Genomic DNA, 17842 nt, shown 5'->3' on the forward strand with positions numbered 1-17842 from the left:
CGCACGGGTCCTATAGCATATTTTTTCCCCATCGTCGTCGTGGAATGAAGGTCCCCCAGGATCGAAACGGAGGTCGAACGGTGAACACCCGACGGTTCAAGTACATGCGGTCCGACTTCGGAGAACTTCCCCTGAAGCTTCACCACATGGACATCATCCTTCGCTTTTTCGAAGACCGGGTGGAAGCGGAAAACCGCCTTCACCTGGAAGCCGCCATGGCCCGGGACTCCATCGCTTTGGACGCCAACAACCTGGAGGTCCGTTCCGTCCGGTTCGCCTGGGATTCGGGCAGTGCGGCCCCGGTTCCCTACCGGATCGACTCCCGGAACCACAAGCTCTTCATCACCCCGCCCCGCCCCCTTGAGCCCGGGGATCGTTTCGTGGTGGAAACCCACACCCTCTGCCACCCTTCCGATCACCTTCTGGAAGGGATCTACCGGGACGTGACCCCGCCGGGAGCCCCCCAGCAGTACATGTCCCAGTGTCAGCAATGGGGCTTCCAACGGATCATGCCCGTGGTGGACGACTGCCGGGCCAAGTGCACCATGACCACCACCCTGGAAGGGGACGCCCGCTACACCCACCTCATCAGCAACGGCAACATCAGCCGCACTCACAACCCCGACGGCGTCCCCGTGCCTCTGGAAGACGACCCCGGCCGCAAACGGATCACCTACCACAACCCCATCCCCATGGCGCCCTATCTGTTCATTGCCTGCGCCGGCACCTGGGATGAACTGAGCGATTCCGTCACGTATCCCTCGGGCCGAACGGTGCGCCTGGAATACCTGGTTCCGCCGGGCAAGGTCGACCAGGCGCGGATTCCCATGGAAATCCTCAAGCACTCCATCCTGTGGATCCACGAAACCCAGGGCTACGAATACCCAGGAGAAACCTACCGAACCATCTGCATGACCAAATCCAACTTCGGCGGCATGGAAAACGTGGGCAACACCACCATCGTCACCGACGCCGCCCTGGTGACGGAACACAGCCTGGACAGCCATCTACTCTACGCCCATGCCGTGATCGTCCACGAATTCGAACACAATCAATGCGGCAGCGAAACCACCATGGAAACCCCCTTCGACATGTGGCTCAATGAAGCCTACACGGTGGACGTGGAACGCCGCTATATGGCCTCCGTCTTCGATCCCACCTTCATGCGCCTGCAGCAGGTGGACAGCATCCGAAACCCCCTTTTGGGGCCGCTGGCCATTGAGGACGGAGGTCACGCCGGGCGAATCGTCCGCGAAGGCTTCAACGATCCGGACGAACTGGTGGACGGGGTCACCTACGTGAAAGCCGCCGAGGTGATCCGGATGCTTCGCCTCCTGCTGGGCGAAGACGCCTTCGAGGAGGGAAAGAACCTCTACTTCAGCCGCTACCGGAACGCAAACGCCAACACGGACCAATTCTTCCGGTGCTTTGAAGAGACGTCCGGGCGATCTCTGGAAACCTTCAAAAAGAAGTGGCTCCACACCATCGGCTATCCCAAGGTGACGGCCCGGTGTTCCTATGACGACACGACCGGCGTCTTCACCGTTCTCTTTCGGCAGGAGAACGGCGATGGCGCCGACCCGTTTCCGGTTCCCATCGAGCTGGCCCTGGTGGACCGCCGGGGGCGAGACATCCCGGGCACCCGCCGCACCTTCCTGCTGGAAGCCCCGGAAGCCCGATTGGAGCTGGAGGGCCTGGACGAAGCCCCCGCCTTCGCCTCCATCAACCGGGACATGTCCTTTTACGGTACCTTTCAGATACCGGAGGTTTCGGCCGAAACGCTCGCCCTTCAGGCCACCTTGGATCCCAACGCCTTCAACCGGGTGGAGGCCTTCCGGCAGTTGACGGATCGCCAGCGCCTCCGCCTCCTCCACGACCCCGAAGCGGAAGTCGATCCGGCATGGCTCGACCTCTACGGATCTTTCCTTCGGGACGACTCCCTTCCTGCAGCGCTCAAATCCTACTTCCTTCGGATCGACGAGCAACCGCTGGACCGAAGATTCGCCACGTGGTTTCCTGAACTGGCGGAGGCCCGAGATCGCCTCATGCGCGCCGTCAACTCCAGATACCAGGACGATCTGGTCCGGCTCTTCCGCCAAATCGACACCTATCGGCCTCCCGAACATCCGAGGGACGGTCTGGAAGAGCGTCTCCTCAAGGCAACGCTCACGGAACTCATCGCCGTGGCGGACACGTCCGAAGTCCACGGTCTCCTCCACGAACACTTCCGACGAGCCACCACCGCCACCGATCGCGTCTCGGCCCTCATGGCCCTCAACCGCAGCTCATGGCCGGAGCGCCGGCGGCTCCTGGAAGAGGCCTACCGGGCCTGGCATTCCGACGTGAGCGGATACGCCAACTACCTCAAGGTGGTGGCCTCGGGGACCCATCCGAATGTTTTCCAGGAAATCGCCGAGGAAAAGACCCGCCCCACCTTCGACATCACCCATCCCACCCAGAGCCGGGCGCTTTTCGTGACCATGGCCTTGAACACCAAGATGGTGTGGAGCGCAGAGGGCATCCGATGGGTCCGGGACCGGGTGATCGAGCTGGCGCCGGTCAATGCCACCGTGGCGTCCCGGCTCTTGAACACGTTCCAGCACGTGGGCTCCCTGAAGGAGGAGCTGAAGCGGCCCGTGGCGGAGGCCTTGCGGGAGATACGGGTGCAGGTTTCCGAGGAGGTCTGCCCCACGGTGGCGGGCCAGGTCGCGGCCTATTTGGAGGGGGTCTAGGAGCCGGTCCGACAATGTTTTTCCGGCTTGGAAGGCCGGGATTCCCCTCTCTCATCGTGGCCGCGGGGCTTCAGCCCCGCGGAAGGGGCCATCGGAACCCCTGGAAGTCGCAGGCCGTATGCGATGGCCTATCCGACAACCGGGGATTCCTCCGCAGCCCTGAAGGGCTGCGCTACGAGAAAAAAGATCATCCGCGGCGTTGTCGGGCAGCCTCGTAGGGGTTGGTTTTAGGCCTGCCCGCCGGACCTTTGGGATTGGAAGGAATCGTCCAGTTGATGCAAAAGTTTTTCCTTTGCCCGTTGACAAAGTGGCCCGGCCACCCTAAATAGTAATCGTTACTATTTGAAAAGGAGGAACCGTGCCCCGGAAAGAAGCACTTAAAATGACACCCCAAAGGCGCCACATCCTCCGCGCCCTGCGAAGCCGCCACTGGCACCCCACGGCGGATGAAGTCTATGCGGAGGTGCGTCGCGATCTTCCGCGCATCAGCCTGGGCACAGTCTACCGAAACCTTGAAATCCTGGCCAACACCGGTTTAATTCAAAAATTAGCAACAGCCGGTCCCCAAAAGCGCTACGACGGAAATCCCGTCCGCCACTTTCACCTCCGGTGCCGCCGCTGCGGCAAACTGGAAGACGCTCCCGTTCAGGAAGGGTTCGACCCCCTCGCCTTCCTGGCCGACCCTGCGGGATACGTGGTGGAAGGCTACGTGTTGGAATACCTGGGCCTGTGCGCATCATGCCGTGAGGCCGATGCGCACGCCCGGGATAATCGGAGCCCTGCTCCGTCATGAGAGAGCCGGTCCTCCGAGCCCCCCGTCCGGCGGCTTGGAGGACCCTTTGCAGGCAAAACCATGGAATCTGGTCAACGCCTGATTCAACCACAAGGAGGAGAGAAGAAATGAGTCGACTGAAAGGCACCCGCACGGAAAAGAATCTGCTCACCGCTTTCGCCGGAGAATCCCAGGCGAGAAACCGCTACACCTACTTCGCCTCCCAGGCCAAAAAGGAAGGCTACGTGCAGATCGCCCAGATCTTCGAGGAGACGGCAAACCAGGAAAAGGAACACGCCAAGCGTTTCTTCAAGTTCCTGGAAGGGGGGGAAGTGGAAGTGAGTGCCGCTTTTCCTGCGGGCATGATCGGATCCACCCTGGAGAACCTGAAGGCGGCGGCAGAAGGTGAACATTATGAACACACGGAGATGTATCCGGAGTTCGCCAAGATCGCCAAGGAAGAAGGGTTCGACGACATTGCGGCCGTCTTCATGAACGTCTCCGTTGCCGAAAAGCAGCATGAGAAGCGCTATCGGGATCTGGCGGCCAATATCGAACAGGGCCGGGTCTTCAAGCGCGAAGCTCCGGTGAAGTGGCGGTGCATCAACTGCGGGTTCATCTACGAAGGCGCGGAAGCTCCCGCCCAGTGCCCGGCCTGTGCCCATCCGCAGGCTTACTTCGAGCTGCTGGGCGAGAATTGGTAGTTGACGAATTGTCTTTTCACGTAGGGGCGGGGTTTATCCCCGCCCTTCAGGTACGCAGAGGCCCAGAAACCCAACAAAGAAATCGCTCCGTTATAGGTCATAGGTCCTTAGCGCTGAAGGAGGCCCGAAGATTCATGCATCCGGTTGAGATCAAAAAAGGCATCTACAATGTGGGCGTGGTGGACTGGAACATCCGGGACTTCCACGGGTATTCCACTTACAAGGGAACCACCTACAACGCCTATCTGGCTCTGGACGAAAAGAAAGCCCTTTTCGACACCGTCAAGAAACCCTTCTGGAGTCAGCTACTTCACAACATTCGAAAGCTCGTGGACCCGCGCTCCATCGATTACCTCATCGTCAACCACGTGGAGATGGACCATTCCGGGTCGATTCCCGAGGTGATCGAGGCGATTCAGCCGGAAAAGATCTTCTGTTCCGCCATGGGCAAGAAGGCTCTTGACGCCCATTTCGGGTCGGACCGCTGGCCTCTGGAAGTGGTCAAGTCGGGCCAGCAGATCTCTCTCGGCTCCCGGACCGTCACTTTCCTGGAGACGAGGATGCTCCATTGGCCCGACAGCATGTTCAGCTACATCCCGGAAGAGAAGCTTCTCATCTCCAGCGACGCCTTCGGCCAACACTGGGCCACCAGCGAGACCTTCGACGACGAGGTGGCCCTTCCCGAGCTCCTGCGGCACGCGGCCAAGTACTACGCCAACATCCTGCTCCCCTATTCCCCGCTCATTCAAAAGCTTCTGGGCACCGTGTCGGAGCTGGGCCTTGAGATCGACACGATCGCCCCGGACCACGGGATCATCTGGCGCAGCCGGCCGCAGGCCATCCTGGAGGCCTACGACATCTGGAGTCGGCAGGAAGCCCGACGCAAGGCTCTCATCATCTACGACACCATGTGGCAGAGCACGGAAAAGATGGCCCATGCCGTGGCCTCCGGCCTCGCCGAGGAAGGAGTGTCGTTCAAGATGATGAGTCTCAAGCACAACCACCGAAGCGACGTGATGACGGAGGTCCTGGACAGCCGCGCGCTCATCTTCGGCTCCCCCACCCTGAACAACGGCATGCTCCCCACCATGGCCGACATGCTCTGCTACCTCAAGGGCCTCAAGCCGGCCAACAAGATCGCTGCCGCGTTCGGATCCTACGGCTGGAGCGGGGAGGCGGTGAAGCTCATCACGCAGCAGCTGGAAGAGATGAAGATGGACCTTCTGGAGCCCGGCGTGCGCGTCCAGTATGTTCCGGACCACGATGCCCTGGCCCAATGTGTGGAGCTGGGCCGCAAGGTGGGCCGGGCCGTCAAGGAAACCACGTAGGGGCGAGCGGCCGTTCGCCCCTGCAGGTTCCCGTTTTTTCAAGGAACGTTCCGCTGGACCATCAAAACCTCGCGCTTATATGAAAAGCGACCTCGTTCTGTTCGTGCGGACCGTAGGGGCGAATAATCCTTCGCCCCTACAGGGGCTTGCTTCCCAACCGTGCGTTTGATCCTTCGCTGTCACGGGCCGCCCGTGACGGGGGTTGACGTGATAGCGAACCGCGAATGAACGCGAATAGACGTGAATAAGGAAGCGTTCCACCCGGCGATCAGAACCCTCTCGCAATTTCCGGTGCCGCCGCCGCTCTCCAAGCGGCGCGGCCCATGCAAACCAGGCAAGCCGCACAAAGGAGTCTTCCTTATGGATACCCTGCTTCTTTCCCGCCTGCAGTTTGCTGCAGCCACCTTTTTCCACTTCCTTTTCGTGCCTTTGACGCTCGGCCTGTCCATCCTCATCGCCGTCATGGAAACCAAGTACGTGCGCACCGGCGACGAGGAATACAAGCGGATGGCCAAGTTCTGGGGCAAGATCTTTCTCATCAACTTCGCCATAGGCGTGGTGACCGGCATCACACTGGAATTCCAGTTCGGCACCAACTGGTCCCGCTACTCCCACTACGTGGGCGACATCTTCGGGTCCCTTCTGGCCATCGAAGCCACCGCCGCCTTCTTTCTGGAATCCACGTTCATCGCCGTGTGGGCCCTGGGCTGGAACCGCCTTTCCGCCAAGGCCCACGCCGTCACCATCTGGCTGGTGGCGTTCGCGTCCAATCTCAGCGCCGTCTGGATCCTCATCGCCAATTCCTGGATGCAGCACCCCGTGGGCTACACCATCCGGAACGGCCGGGCGGAACTCACCGATTTCCTGGCCGTGGTCACCCAGCCCTTCGCGTGGCACACCATCTTCCATACCCTGGCCGGCGCCTACATTCTGTCCGGGATGGTGGTGATGGGCGTGAGCGCCTACCATCTGCTGCGAAAACAGCATGTTTCCTTCTTCAATCGATCTTTCCGCATGGCCGCGGTCTTCACCTTCGTCTTCGCCGTTGGCTCCGTGGTCCAGGGCCACGCCCACGGTGCGGAAGTGGCCAAGGTGCAGCCGGCGAAGCTGGCCGCCATGGAATCGCTCTGGGAAACCAAACAGCGTGCGCCCCAATATCTCTTTCTCATCCCCAACGAGAAGGAAGAAACCAACCTCGTGGAACTGGGTGAGCTTCCCGGGGTGCTGAGCCTTTTGGCCTACCACGACATGAACGCCACCGTGAAGGGCCTCAAGGACTTTCCGAAGGAGGAACGCCCGCCGGTGACCATCACCTTTCTAGCCTTCCGCATCATGGTGGGATTGGGATTCCTCTTCCTGGCCTTGGCCTTCTGGGCCTTCTGGAAGCGCAAGAACCCTGGCGACAGCCCGTTGCTCTTGAAAGCCCTTCTGCTGGCCATCCCGCTTCCCTACATCGCCCTGGAAGCCGGGTGGACCCTGGCCGAGGTGGGCAGGCAGCCCTGGGTCGTTTACGGGGTGATGAAAACCTCGGATGCGGTCTCTCCCATTGCCGCCTCCCAGGTGGGCGTTTCCCTGGCGGCTTTCATTATCGTTTATTCGCTTCTCGGTCTGGCGGCATTTTACCTCATGATCCAGCACGCCCGGCGCGGCCCCGAGGCAAAAGAAGCTGAGGCCTAGGAGCCTGTTCGAGAACTCCGCAAAGCGTCACTCCCGCGCAAGCGGGAGTCCATAACCTACTGGACATTCCGGATCCCCGCTTCCGCGGGGATGACGAAGGGCCGCTGAACGGCGCAAATCAATCGTTTTCAGAGGAGGTAATGCGATGCTTCCTTCCATTTGGTTCCTTTTGTGGGGTCTGTTGTGGGCCGTCTATTTCATGCTGGACGGCTTCGATCTGGGGCTGGGCGTCCTCAGCCCCTTTCTGGCCAAGTCGGAAACCGACAAACGGATCATCTACAACGTGGCCGGGCCGTTTTGGGACGGCAACGAGGTGTGGCTCATCGCCGCGGGCGGAGTCACCTTCGCCGCCTTTCCCACGACCTATGCCGTCATGTTCAGCAGCCTCTATTCCGCGCTCATGCTGGTCCTTTTCGGGCTGATTTTCCGCGGCGTGGCCTTTGAATTCCGAGGGAAGGTGGACAGCCCCGGCTGGAGAAAACTCTGGGATGCGGCCCTCTTTGTGGGGAGCTTCCTGCCCGCCTTTCTGCTGGGCGTGGCCTTCGCCAACATCTTTGCGGGCATCCCCATCGACGAAAATGGGGTTTACCAGGGAACACTCTTCACTCTTCTCAATCCCTACGGCCTGCTGGGTGGACTCCTCTTTCTCATGCTCTTCCTGGTTCACGGCGCCCTCTGGCTGGCCCTCAAGACGGAAGGGGAGCTCCAGGAGCGCGCCGGTGCCGCCGCCAAGGCCTTGTGGTGGATTCTGGCGGGCGTGGCCGTGGCCTTTCTGGTGGCCACCTGGTACGCCACCCGCCTCTACATGAACTACATCAAAAACCCCCTGCTCTTTTCCATCCCCATCGTGCTCATTCCCGTGGTGACGGTGGGGGCCCTTTTCGCCACCCGCTACTTCGCCGGCAAAGCGAACTGGGGCAAGGCGTGGGTGAGTTCGGCGGTGACCATCGTGGGGGCCACCTTCTTCGGTGTGGCGGGGCTCTATCCCAACCTGCTGCCGTCCAGCATCAACCCCACCTACAGCCTGACCATCTACAATTCCTCGTCCAGCCCCCTGACTCTCAAGATCATGCTCACGGTGGCGCTGATCTTCGTTCCCATCGTGATCGCCTACCAGGCGTGGACCTACCGGCTTTTCCACCCCAAGGTGACCCAGGAGGATCTGGCCTACGAGGAAGCCTACTGATCGGCATCCTGCGAGATAGATTCGTGCCATCAACGTGTAGTAGGGGCGGTTCGCGAACCGCCCCTGCAACCTATTCCCCCCATTGCTCACTGCCGACGTCCGAATCGGCCCGCTATCATCAGGTAGCTGCCCGCACCATTCGACAACCCGGACGACACGGTCATCGGGAAGGTATCCGCCCCTGGTTCCAGGGCTTCGCTCCACAACCTCTTCACCCCGCCCTCCATGCCGCCACGCCACCAGGAGGATGCCCGAATACTGGTCCAATGCCCATTCTCAGTAAAACGCCAGGGGCAGAGTGAAACAAGGAACGGAATATGTGGGAGCGGCGAAAGCCGCACCGGGATCGGTCGGTGAATGCCAGTGAAAGACGGATATGGTGCAGCACGGATCCCGGACTCCGGCTTACGGATCACGGATCTTGTCTTCTCTTGACAAAGGTTCGGAACTGCGGGTAAAAGGGAAGCGTTTGTGAAATTTTGCTTTTTCGGGGGTGGATCCCGCGCCCCTCACACCAAGAAAATCCTGGCCGTTTAGCGTGGTTGTTCAGTTTTTTCGAACCCGTTAACCTTAAGTCTTTGTGGGGCTGACTCATGGGCGAAGTGAAAAATAGCACGTCAAAAAAAGGCCTCGGCATCGTCTTCTTTCTGGCTGGATTCGTTGGAGCCCTCATCCTGGGATGGGTGGTCTTCCCGAACCTCCTCTATTCCAGCAAGACCCAGCCGGTCACCTTCCTCCATTCCTCCCACGAGGACAGCAGCTGCGAAGACTGCCACTACTTCCGTGACGACGGCTCTTATTCCGGTGTCCCCGGTGTGGCGAAATGCGCCGAATGCCACGAGGAGCCCATGACCGAATCGGAGGACGAGCGGATCCTGGTGGAAGAGTACATCCAGCAGGAACGCGAAATCCCCTGGCTCGTCTACGCCTGGCAGCCCGATAACGTCTATTTTTCCCACGCGGCCCACACGGAAGAGCAGGGCATCGAATGTGTCCGCTGCCACCGGGACGTGAGCGCCGAAGAGAAGATGCCCGTCTACAAGGAGAACCGCATCACCGGCTACAGCAAGAACACCATGAAGATGGTGGAATGCGAAAAGTGCCATGCCGAAAAGGGCGCCAGCAACTCGTGCCACATCTGCCACAAGTAGTGGGCAAACCCGGAATTTTGACGGATTTCATATCGAGGCCACAGGTCTGAACCGACCGAACGCGAGGGATTTGGAATGAGTCTAGGGCGAAGAGCTTTTCTACAGTTTGTGGGTGGTGCCATAGGCGGAACCCTGCTGACCCCCATCCCCTGGAAGCTGGCAGACGACTCCGCCATTTGGACCCAGAACTGGTCCTGGCGCCCCTCTCCGGAACGCGGGGAGATCACGGAGACCACCGGCACCTGCCTCCTGTGCCCCGGGGGCTGCGGCATCCAGGCTCGATTGGTCAACGGCCACCGGGCCATCTATGTCAAAGGCAACCCGGATCATGCGGTGAGCCGCGGCGGTCTCTGCCCCGTGGGAGCGGCCGGCTTGCAGTACCTTTATGCCCCCTACCGAATCACCCAGCCCCTGAAGCAGACGGGAAAACGGGGCGATCCCCAAGGGTTCCAGCCCATCGCCTGGAACGAGGCTCTGAAGATCGTCGCCGACAAGCTCGCGGCCGTCCGCAAAAAGGGCCTACCCCACACAGTGGCCTGCATCACCGGCCAGGACCGCTCCAGTGTGACGGACCTGTGGAAGCAGTTCTTCGCCGCCTACGGCTCGCCCAACCTCTACACCATGCCCCGGCACAGCGACAGCACGCGCCTCGCCGTGGCCCTTGCCACCGGGTATGACGCCGACTTGGGCTTCCACCTGGAAAAGGCCACCTACGTGCTCAACTTCGGGGCGCCCCTGCTGGAAGGCTGGGCCGCCCCGGTGCGGATCCAGCAGATTTTCTCCCGCTGGCAGACGGAGCAGCCCGGGCTACCCAAGACGGAACTGGTCCATGTGGAATCCCGCTGCTCTCTCACCGCCTCCAAGGCCGATCGCTGGATCGCTTGCAAACCCGGCACCGAGGCCGCTCTGGCCCTGGGAATCGCCCACGTGCTCATCCGGGAAAAGCTTTACGATGCCGCCTTCGTCTCCGAGAAGGTCTTCGGGTTCGAAGACTGGACCGATGCCGCGGGAGCCCTGCGAAAGGGCTTCAAAGCCCTGGTCCTGGCCAAGTACTCCCCCAAGGACGTGGCGGCCGTCACGGGGGTGGACGCCCAGGTCATCCAGGAGCTGGCCCGCGAGCTGGCCCGGCAGAAGAACGCCGTGGTTCTCTGGGGACAGTCCTCGGACACGCCCAACAACCTGTACCACGACCTGGCCTTCCTGGCTCTCAATGCTCTGATCGGAGCCCTGTCCGACAAGGCCATGGTCTCCCTGGTTCCCTCGCAGCCGTGGCAGGCGCTGCCGGAACCCGCCATGGACCTGGAGGCCTTCAAGGGACTGGGCCAGAAGCCGCTGGGACAGCCCACGTCGGTCCCCAAAACCAAGGTGCGTCCCAACACCCTGCACGCCTTCCTCAACGCGCTGGCCAACGGGGAAGAGTATCCCATCGAGCTCCTGTTTGTGCACGAAGCCAACCCCGCCTATGGGCTGTCGGAAAACACCTTGGCCGTGCAGGCCCTCCAGAAGGCGGGCATGGTCGTCTCCTTCGCCAGTTATCTGGACGAAACGGCCGCGTACGCCGACCTTATCCTTCCCAACCACAACGCCTTTGAGCGGCTGGACGACGTGATCGGGCTTCCCGGGGCTCCCTTCGCCTTCTACGCGGTGGCCACCCCCATCCTGAAGCCCCACTACGACACCAAGTCCACCGGGGACGTGGTGCTGGGGCTCGCCAAGACGCTGGGCGGCACCGTGGCCCAAAGCCTTCCCTGGAAGAATTACGAGGAAGTGCTGAAACTCCGGGCGGCCAAAATCGCCGAGGGGGCCACCGGGCTGCTCGTGGATGCGACTTTCGATCCGGCATCCGTAGAGCCCGGCGTTTCCCTGAGGGCCAACTTCAAGAAAGCCGCCGACGTGTGGAAGAAGCTCACCGCCGGGAGCTGTTGGGTCGAGGCGCCTCAGGCCTTGGATGCCTGCACCACCCCGTCGGGCCGCTTCGAGCTGGCGTGCCAGGGCCTTCTCGCCAGCGTGTCCACCAACGCGGGCGACGAGCTCTTCATGGCCCACTACAAGCCCTTGCCGCCGTCGGGCAATGCCGGCGAGCTGCCTCTCCTCCTCACCACGTACCGGTCCCTCAGTCTGGCGCCGGGCTACGTTCCCAATGCGCCGTTCATGAACAAGCTCCTCCCCGACGACCTCCTTTTGAAGCAAGACGTCTTCGTGGAGGTTCATCCAGAAACCGCACGGAAGCTCGGCCTGCGGCACAAGGCCAAAGCCGTCCTCAAGACCCCGCTGGGAGAGGCCCCGGTTCGCGTTCGGGTGGCTCCCACCGTCCCGGCGGATGTGGTGGCCCTGCCGGAAGGGCTGGGACATACCGCCTACGACGAGTACGTCCAGGGCAAGGGCGTCAACGCCAACAGCCTGGTTGAGGTACATCTGGATCCGGTGACGGGACTGGGAACCGTTTGGGCCACCAGAGCCCAGTTGCGCTTAGCCTAACAGGGGATAACACCGATGAGTGGAAATGCACATTCTGGACATGCGGAAAGCAAGGTCCGCTACGGCATGGTTATCGACCTAGACAAGTGCACGGGGTGCGGAGCGTGCGCCGTGGCTTGTCAGCAGGAGAACAACGTCTCCTTCCGACCGGATGAGAGCGACAAGCTGCGCACCATCGCCTGGATGACCTTGTACCGTCTCGACAACGGCAAGGATTACCCGGAGCACCGGGAGGCCATGTTGCCGCGCCCCTGCATGCAGTGCGACTCCCCGCACCATTCGCCGTGCACCTTCGTCTGCCCGGTCAACGCCACGGTGCGGGACGAGCACACCGGGATCGTGGATCACATCGCCGTGCGCTGCATCGGCTGCCGCTACTGCATGGTGGCCTGCCCCTACCATGCCCGGAGTTTCAACTGGTGGGATCCCAAGTGGCCCAAGACCATGGAGGCCATGCTTTCTCCCGAGGTGAGTCCGCGCATGCGCGGTGTGGTGGAAAAGTGCACCTTCTGCCACCACCGGCTCAACCGGGCCCGGGACCGGGCGCGTATCAACGGAGAGGACCCCGACGGGGTCGTTTACACGCCGGCCTGCGCGGAAGCCTGCCCCACCGGCGCCATCACCTTCGGGAACCTCAGGGACCCCCACAGCGACGTGGCCAGGCTTGCCAAGGATCCGCGGGCCTTCCGGATTCTGGAAAAGCTCCACACGGAACCCAAGGTCTACTACCTCAGTTCCGACCAATGGATCCATAAGCAGTCGGACAACGATCTGTCTTAAGAAGGGCGCACCCTCAACGTCTTCGAGGAGTCGATTATGGACAAGGCATTGATACCGGAAGGTGTAAAACGCTGCCCACTGCCGGTCTTCGGCCTCTGGATGCTGGTCCTCTTCGCCGTCATCGCCTGGGGCGTCTATGCAGGCCTGACGGTTCTCATCAAGGGCCTCCATGTCACAGGACTCAACAACTACTTCGGTTTCGGCCTCTACATCTGCGTGGACCTGGGAATCATCGCCTTGGGCGCCGGGGCCTTCTTTTCCGGGTTCATGTACTACGGCCTTTCCCGGTTCTTCCCACAGCTCAAGGAGCTCCATAAAATCATCAACCTGGCCGTCATTGTGGGGTTCTGCTGCTACACGGGCGCGTTGCTGGTGCTCCTTCTGGAAATCGGCCAGCCGCTCAGGGGCTGGTTCGGCTACTGGCACGCCAACGTCCACTCCATGCTCACGGAAGTGATCTTCTGCATTTCGTGCTACGCCATTGTCCTGGTGATCGAGTTCGTGCCCATCATCTTGGAAAACCGCAAGCTGGACGCCGTGAAGCCTTTGCACATCTTCGGCCACAATCTCCATGAGATCATGGCCATCTTTGCCATGACGGGCACCTTCCTGAGCTTCTTCCACCAGGGGTCCCTGGGCGGCGTTCCCGGCGTCATGTTCGCCCGCCCGTTCGCCTATCGCGAAGGCTTCTTCGTGTGGCCCTGGACCTTCTTCCTCTTCACCCTGTCGGCCATGGCCTGCGGCCCGGCCTTCACGGCCCTCATCTGCCGGCTCATGGAGAAGGTTACCCGCAAGCAGCTGGTGGACCGCAGCGTCTACGAACTGATCGGGAAGATCGAAGGGGTCCTGCTCCTCATCTATCTCATTCTAAAGGGTCTGGACACTCTCTACTGGGCCCTGGACACGGCGCCGGGCTTCGGCCTGAAGCTGAGCGATTTTTACAAGGAACCTTACGGGATGTGGCTCTTGGTCGCCGAGCTGGGGATTTGCGGTGTCATTCCCGTGATCCTGCTCCTCACCCCCCAGGCCCGCAAGGTCAACGGCCTCCTCTTCTTGGCCTTCTTCCTGGATTGCGCCGGGATCGTCATCAATCGGTTCGCCATGACCGTGGAAGCCCTGGCCATTCCGGTCATGCCCTTCGACCAATGGGCCGTCTACATCCCCACCTGGGCCGAGTGGGCGCCGTGCATTGCCATGCTCGCCTATGGGGCGGTGATCGTCTCCCTGTCGTACCGGTACCTGCCCATCTTTCCCCGGGAACGGGAACTCAACCCTTAACGGATTTTCCCGATGCCCTCGCTTGGCCTCGGTGGAAAGCGGGTACGATCTGCCAGAACACCTCAGCCTTGGGCGGGGTCCATGCGACCCCACCCAAGGCTTTTCTCTGCGCCCTACGGGACCATGCCGGGTGCGTTTCTTTTGCGGTGCTTGCCGGTGGGTTTTGCTCAAGGCTCCGAAGCAGAAGGTCAAGGAGACCCGCCCCATGAGGGGCCGAGAACGCCCTCCAACGCCTCCGGAACGTCCCGCTTTCGGTTTGACACGCCCCCAAGGGGGTGTTAGCTTCAAAGCTCCCGATTGAGGTGCAAGAGCCGAGGCAACGAAGACCCATGGCAACCAAGGCCCGACTGGCAGAGATTTTCGGCGGCAACCGCCACCCCAAGATCATCCTCAGCCTCACCGTGGCTTTTCTTCTCGTGCTGGAAACCCTCATCTACCTCACGGCCGCCAGCCAGGCGGGCGATCAAAGCCGCATCATCATCACCGACGCCTCCGGCGCCAAGGTGTACGAGACGACGGGAAGCACGCTCAGCAGCTACGAGAAGATGGTGTTCGAAAGCACCTTCGGTCCCTTGGAGCGCTACCGGATCCATCTCCAGACGGAATACCGCCCGTTTCCCTTTCGTGCCTGGCTTTCCGCCGCCATCGGCATCCCCATCGGCCTGGTTCTCCTGATCGCCTTCGCCGTCAAGGCCTTCTTGTCCCTCCTCTACGGGGAAGACAGCCCCCGGGCCTCCCAGGGGACCTCGGGAGCCTCCCCCGGTTCCCTCACCTCCTTTTGGCACCTTCTGAACGGAATCTCCGTTTTCCACGTGGGCGTCCTGGTGGTCGTGGGGGTCCTTCTCTTCTGGATGGTTCCCAACTTTCTGGGAGATCTGGGACGTGTCGCCGCTGGGTTCCTGGAGGAATACAGGATCCTGGTCCTCGGAGGTGCCGCTTTTTTGGCGGGCGTCTTGATTTGGGTGATCTATCTCCGTTACCGTTTATCCAAGCAGGTTCTCCAGAATCAGATGGAGATCGAAAGACTCAGGATCGAGCAAATGCGCTTACTCCCTAAGGATTCCTCCGAGCTCCTTCCTTCCCCGCAGGATGAAGCCGGCACGGACCGTTGAAAGGAATCGGAAGATGTTCTTCAACCGACGCAAGAAGAAAAAAGATGAGCCTGAGGAGAAGAAGCCCACCGTCAATCAGGGCATTTTCTACCTTTACGCCATCATCGGCCTGCAGGTGCTGTTCGTCTTCGGCCTGATGGCCGTCATCATCACCCTGGGCAAGGTTCTGGCCACTCCATTGTGGGTCTTCCTTTTCAGCTTGGCTGTGGGCGTCGCCGGCATCGCCTACGTCTATCGAAAGGCCAAAGCGCAGCTTCGCAAGGTCCGGGACGCCCTTAAGCACGTGGACCTTTCCGACCGAAACTACGAAATCAGCTTCATGGGCGGAGTGTTGACCATGCGGGTCGAGCACAACCCGCAGCGGCTCCTGGAGGATCGGTCCAACCCGCTGGTGGAGGCCGAGGTGGACGCGGAGCCCGTGGAAGCTGCGGCAACCCGCCCGGCCAAGGTGGTGGGCATGTCCAACTGACCGGAAGCAGCACCGCGTTTCGCGCCAAGGCGCGAAGCCGCAAAAAAGAATCGGGCTTTCACACACCCCGGAATACAGGGGCAAAGAATCTTTCGCCCCCTACATTGAACACCAAAACGACCGCTTGACACGCAGCGCAGCCCGTCAGGGCTGCGAAGAGACCCCGGACGACAGGCGGACATTCGCGCATTTCGCACGAGTCAACGAAACGGCGAGAACTCCTTTGCGCGGGGCGAAGCCCCGCGCCTAAGAAAAAGCGAAGTTTCCTGCCACCCGGGACGGCAGAGCCACCGTCTGGCAATCCTCCGCCCCCCGCTGGAACAGGACGGCATGCCCGGGACATGGGCATGCCGATCGTCATTCCGTGTTGTCCAGACCCCGCGGAACCCCCAGAAGCGGGATGCGGGGCTCCCGCCATTTGGCGATGACCGTATCCTTTTTCCAGTTGACATCGTCCTTCCGGGGATGGTCCAGGTTATAGTGGAGCCCCCGGCTTTCCTTGCGCATCAAGGCACACCGTACGATCAGTTCCGCCACCAGAGCCAGGTTCTGCAGCTCCACCAGATCCGTATTCAGGGGGATGTTGGGGAGATGCTCCCGAATCTCCATGCGGATCTGGGCGATGTGCTGGCCGGCCAGCTTGAGCCTCTTGTCGGTGCGCACGATCCCCACGTAGTTCCACATGAGCCGGCGGATCACGTCCCAGTTGTGGGCGATGAGAATCATCTCGCTCTGGTTGCCGTTTCCCGTCGGCAATTCCTTGGGCCAGCTGGGAATGTCCGGGAAAGCACGCTTTCGCCACTGCTGAATATTTTCGGTACAGTGCACCGCGCCCCGATGGGAAAAGACGGCCGCTTCCAGGAGGGAATTGCTGGCCAGGCGGTTGGCTCCGTGCAGACCTGTACAGGCGCATTCTCCGATGGCATACAGGTTGGCAATGGACGTCTGGGCCCACAGGTCCGTGACGATCCCACCGCACATGTAGTGAGCCGCAGGCACCACCGGGATAGGATCCTTGGTGATGTCGATCCCCAGGCTCAGGCACTTCTTGTAGATGTTGGGGAAGCGCTTCTTCAGGAATTCCGCGTCCCGGTGGCTGATGTCCAGATAGACGCAGTCGTCGCCCGTGCGCTTCATTTCCGTATCGATGGCGCGGGCCACCACGTCCCGGAAGGCCAAGTCCCTGAGAGGGTGGTACTTTTCCATGAAGGCGTTCCCGCGCTTGTCGATGAGACGCCCGCCTTCGCCCCGCACCGCTTCCGAAATCAGAAAATTCTTGGCGTGCGGGTGGTACAAGCAGGTGGGATGGAACTGGACGAATTCCAGATTGGCCAGTCGGGCCCCGGCCCGATAGGCCATGGCCAGACCGTCTCCTGTGGCCACGTCGGGGTTGCTGGTGTACAGGTACACCTTCCCGGCCCCTCCGGTGCACAGCAGGGTGGCGTGGGCCGCAAAGGTGTGCACCATGCCGCTTTCCGTGTCCAGCACATAAGCCCCCCAGCAGTACTGGTGCTGCTCCACCGGAACGGAGCCCACCCGGATGGCGTCGTGCTGGATGATGAGATCCAACGCCAGGTGGTTTTCGAAAATGGACACGTTGGGATGGGACTCCACCGCCTCGATCAGAACCCGCTCGATGGCCTGCCCCGTCATGTCTTCGGCGTGGACGATCCGGTTGCGGCTGTGGCCGCCCTCACGCCCCAGATCAAACGGGCAGGCCTGGGAGCGCCCGGGCGAAAACGGCACGCCCACCTGGGCCAGCTCGTGGATCCGCTCGGGAGCCGAACGCACCACCAGCTCCACCACCTCGGGCTTGCACAGGCCGTCGCCCGCCGTCAGGGTGTCCTCGATGTGCAACTGGAAAGAATCGTCGGGTCCCAGGGCCGATGCGATCCCCCCCTGGGCGTAGTTGGTGCTCGTCTCCAGCTTGTCCTTCTTGGTCACGATGGCCACCGTGGCGTGCTTGGCCACTTTGAGAGCGAAGGTCAGTCCGGCGATGCCGCTTCCGATGACGAGAAAATCGAAACGATGCTCCATGAATCTCCGCCTTTCCCTGTGAAAAGTCCCGACAAAGCTCCATCCGCGCGCCCTGCTTGACACGGTGGACTCTATTCGATTACAGGTCTGCTGTAAAGTATTGGAAGCTCAACGAAAATATGGTAACGCCGACAAACG

At 61.2% G+C, this 17842-nt stretch carries 13 protein-coding genes; 12 read left to right on the forward strand and 1 reads right to left on the reverse strand.

All coding sequences use genetic code 11. The features are described 5' to 3' along the window. The first annotated feature begins 80 nt into the window (after positions 1-80). From BUB04_RS08665 to BUB04_RS08720, 12 genes are all read left to right on the forward strand, one after another. Entirely contained in the window at positions 81-2732 is a 2652-nt protein-coding gene (locus BUB04_RS08665; RefSeq protein ID WP_218588404.1) for a DUF3458 domain-containing protein, read from the forward strand. A 382-nt stretch (positions 2733-3114) separates the two neighbouring features. Next, on the forward strand, positions 3115-3525 hold the full coding sequence (locus BUB04_RS08670) for a Fur family transcriptional regulator (protein ID WP_073038608.1): 411 nt from the start codon (positions 3115-3117) through the stop codon (positions 3523-3525). A 107-nt stretch (positions 3526-3632) separates the two neighbouring features. Continuing rightward, on the forward strand, positions 3633-4208 hold the full coding sequence (gene rbr / locus BUB04_RS08675) for a rubrerythrin (RefSeq protein WP_073038609.1): 576 nt from the start codon (positions 3633-3635) through the stop codon (positions 4206-4208). A 134-nt stretch (positions 4209-4342) separates the two neighbouring features. Next, a complete protein-coding gene (locus BUB04_RS08680; protein WP_073038610.1) occupies positions 4343-5536 on the forward strand; it encodes an FprA family A-type flavoprotein in 1194 nt (397 codons plus the stop codon). 360 nt (positions 5537-5896) lie between these two features. Then, on the forward strand, positions 5897-7213 hold the full coding sequence (locus BUB04_RS08685; protein ID WP_073038611.1) for a cytochrome ubiquinol oxidase subunit I: 1317 nt from the start codon (positions 5897-5899) through the stop codon (positions 7211-7213). Positions 7214-7358: 145 nt separating this feature from the next. Continuing rightward, positions 7359-8399, forward strand: coding sequence for a cytochrome d ubiquinol oxidase subunit II (gene cydB / locus BUB04_RS08690; RefSeq protein WP_073038612.1), 1041 nt, complete (start codon positions 7359-7361; stop codon positions 8397-8399). Between the two features lie 593 nt (positions 8400-8992). After that, the gene (gene qrcA, locus BUB04_RS08695; RefSeq protein WP_073038613.1) at positions 8993-9550 is read left to right on the forward strand and encodes a menaquinone reductase multiheme cytochrome c subunit QrcA; all 558 of its coding nucleotides are present in this window, start codon (positions 8993-8995) and stop codon (positions 9548-9550) included. 108 nt (positions 9551-9658) lie between these two features. After that, on the forward strand, positions 9659-12028 hold the full coding sequence (locus BUB04_RS08700; protein WP_073038614.1) for a molybdopterin-containing oxidoreductase family protein: 2370 nt from the start codon (positions 9659-9661) through the stop codon (positions 12026-12028). 15 nt (positions 12029-12043) lie between these two features. Continuing rightward, positions 12044-12808 (forward strand): menaquinone reductase iron-sulfur cluster-binding subunit QrcC, encoded by a 765-nt coding sequence (gene qrcC, locus BUB04_RS08705; RefSeq protein WP_073038615.1) that lies wholly within the window; start codon positions 12044-12046, stop codon positions 12806-12808. A 36-nt stretch (positions 12809-12844) separates the two neighbouring features. Next, the gene (gene qrcD / locus BUB04_RS08710; protein ID WP_073038616.1) at positions 12845-14086 is read left to right on the forward strand and encodes a menaquinone reductase integral membrane subunit QrcD; all 1242 of its coding nucleotides are present in this window, start codon (positions 12845-12847) and stop codon (positions 14084-14086) included. Positions 14087-14415: 329 nt separating this feature from the next. Beyond that, positions 14416-15198: a hypothetical protein gene (locus BUB04_RS08715; RefSeq protein ID WP_073038617.1), complete on the forward strand. Its 783-nt coding sequence runs from the start codon at positions 14416-14418 to the stop codon at positions 15196-15198. Positions 15199-15211: 13 nt separating this feature from the next. Continuing rightward, positions 15212-15667, forward strand: a complete 456-nt coding sequence (locus tag BUB04_RS08720; protein WP_073038618.1) for a hypothetical protein — start codon at positions 15212-15214, stop codon at positions 15665-15667. Positions 15668-16024: 357 nt separating this feature from the next. Here the strand turns inward: BUB04_RS08720 and nadB are convergent, their stop codons facing one another. Continuing rightward, on the reverse strand, positions 16025-17704 hold the full coding sequence (gene nadB, locus BUB04_RS08725; RefSeq protein WP_073038619.1) for an L-aspartate oxidase: 1680 nt from the start codon (positions 17702-17704) through the stop codon (positions 16025-16027). Positions 17705-17842 lie beyond the last annotated feature (138 nt).

The sequence above is a fragment of the Desulfacinum infernum DSM 9756 genome, from assembly GCF_900129305.1.
Taxonomy (GTDB): domain Bacteria; phylum Desulfobacterota; class Syntrophobacteria; order Syntrophobacterales; family DSM-9756; genus Desulfacinum; species Desulfacinum infernum.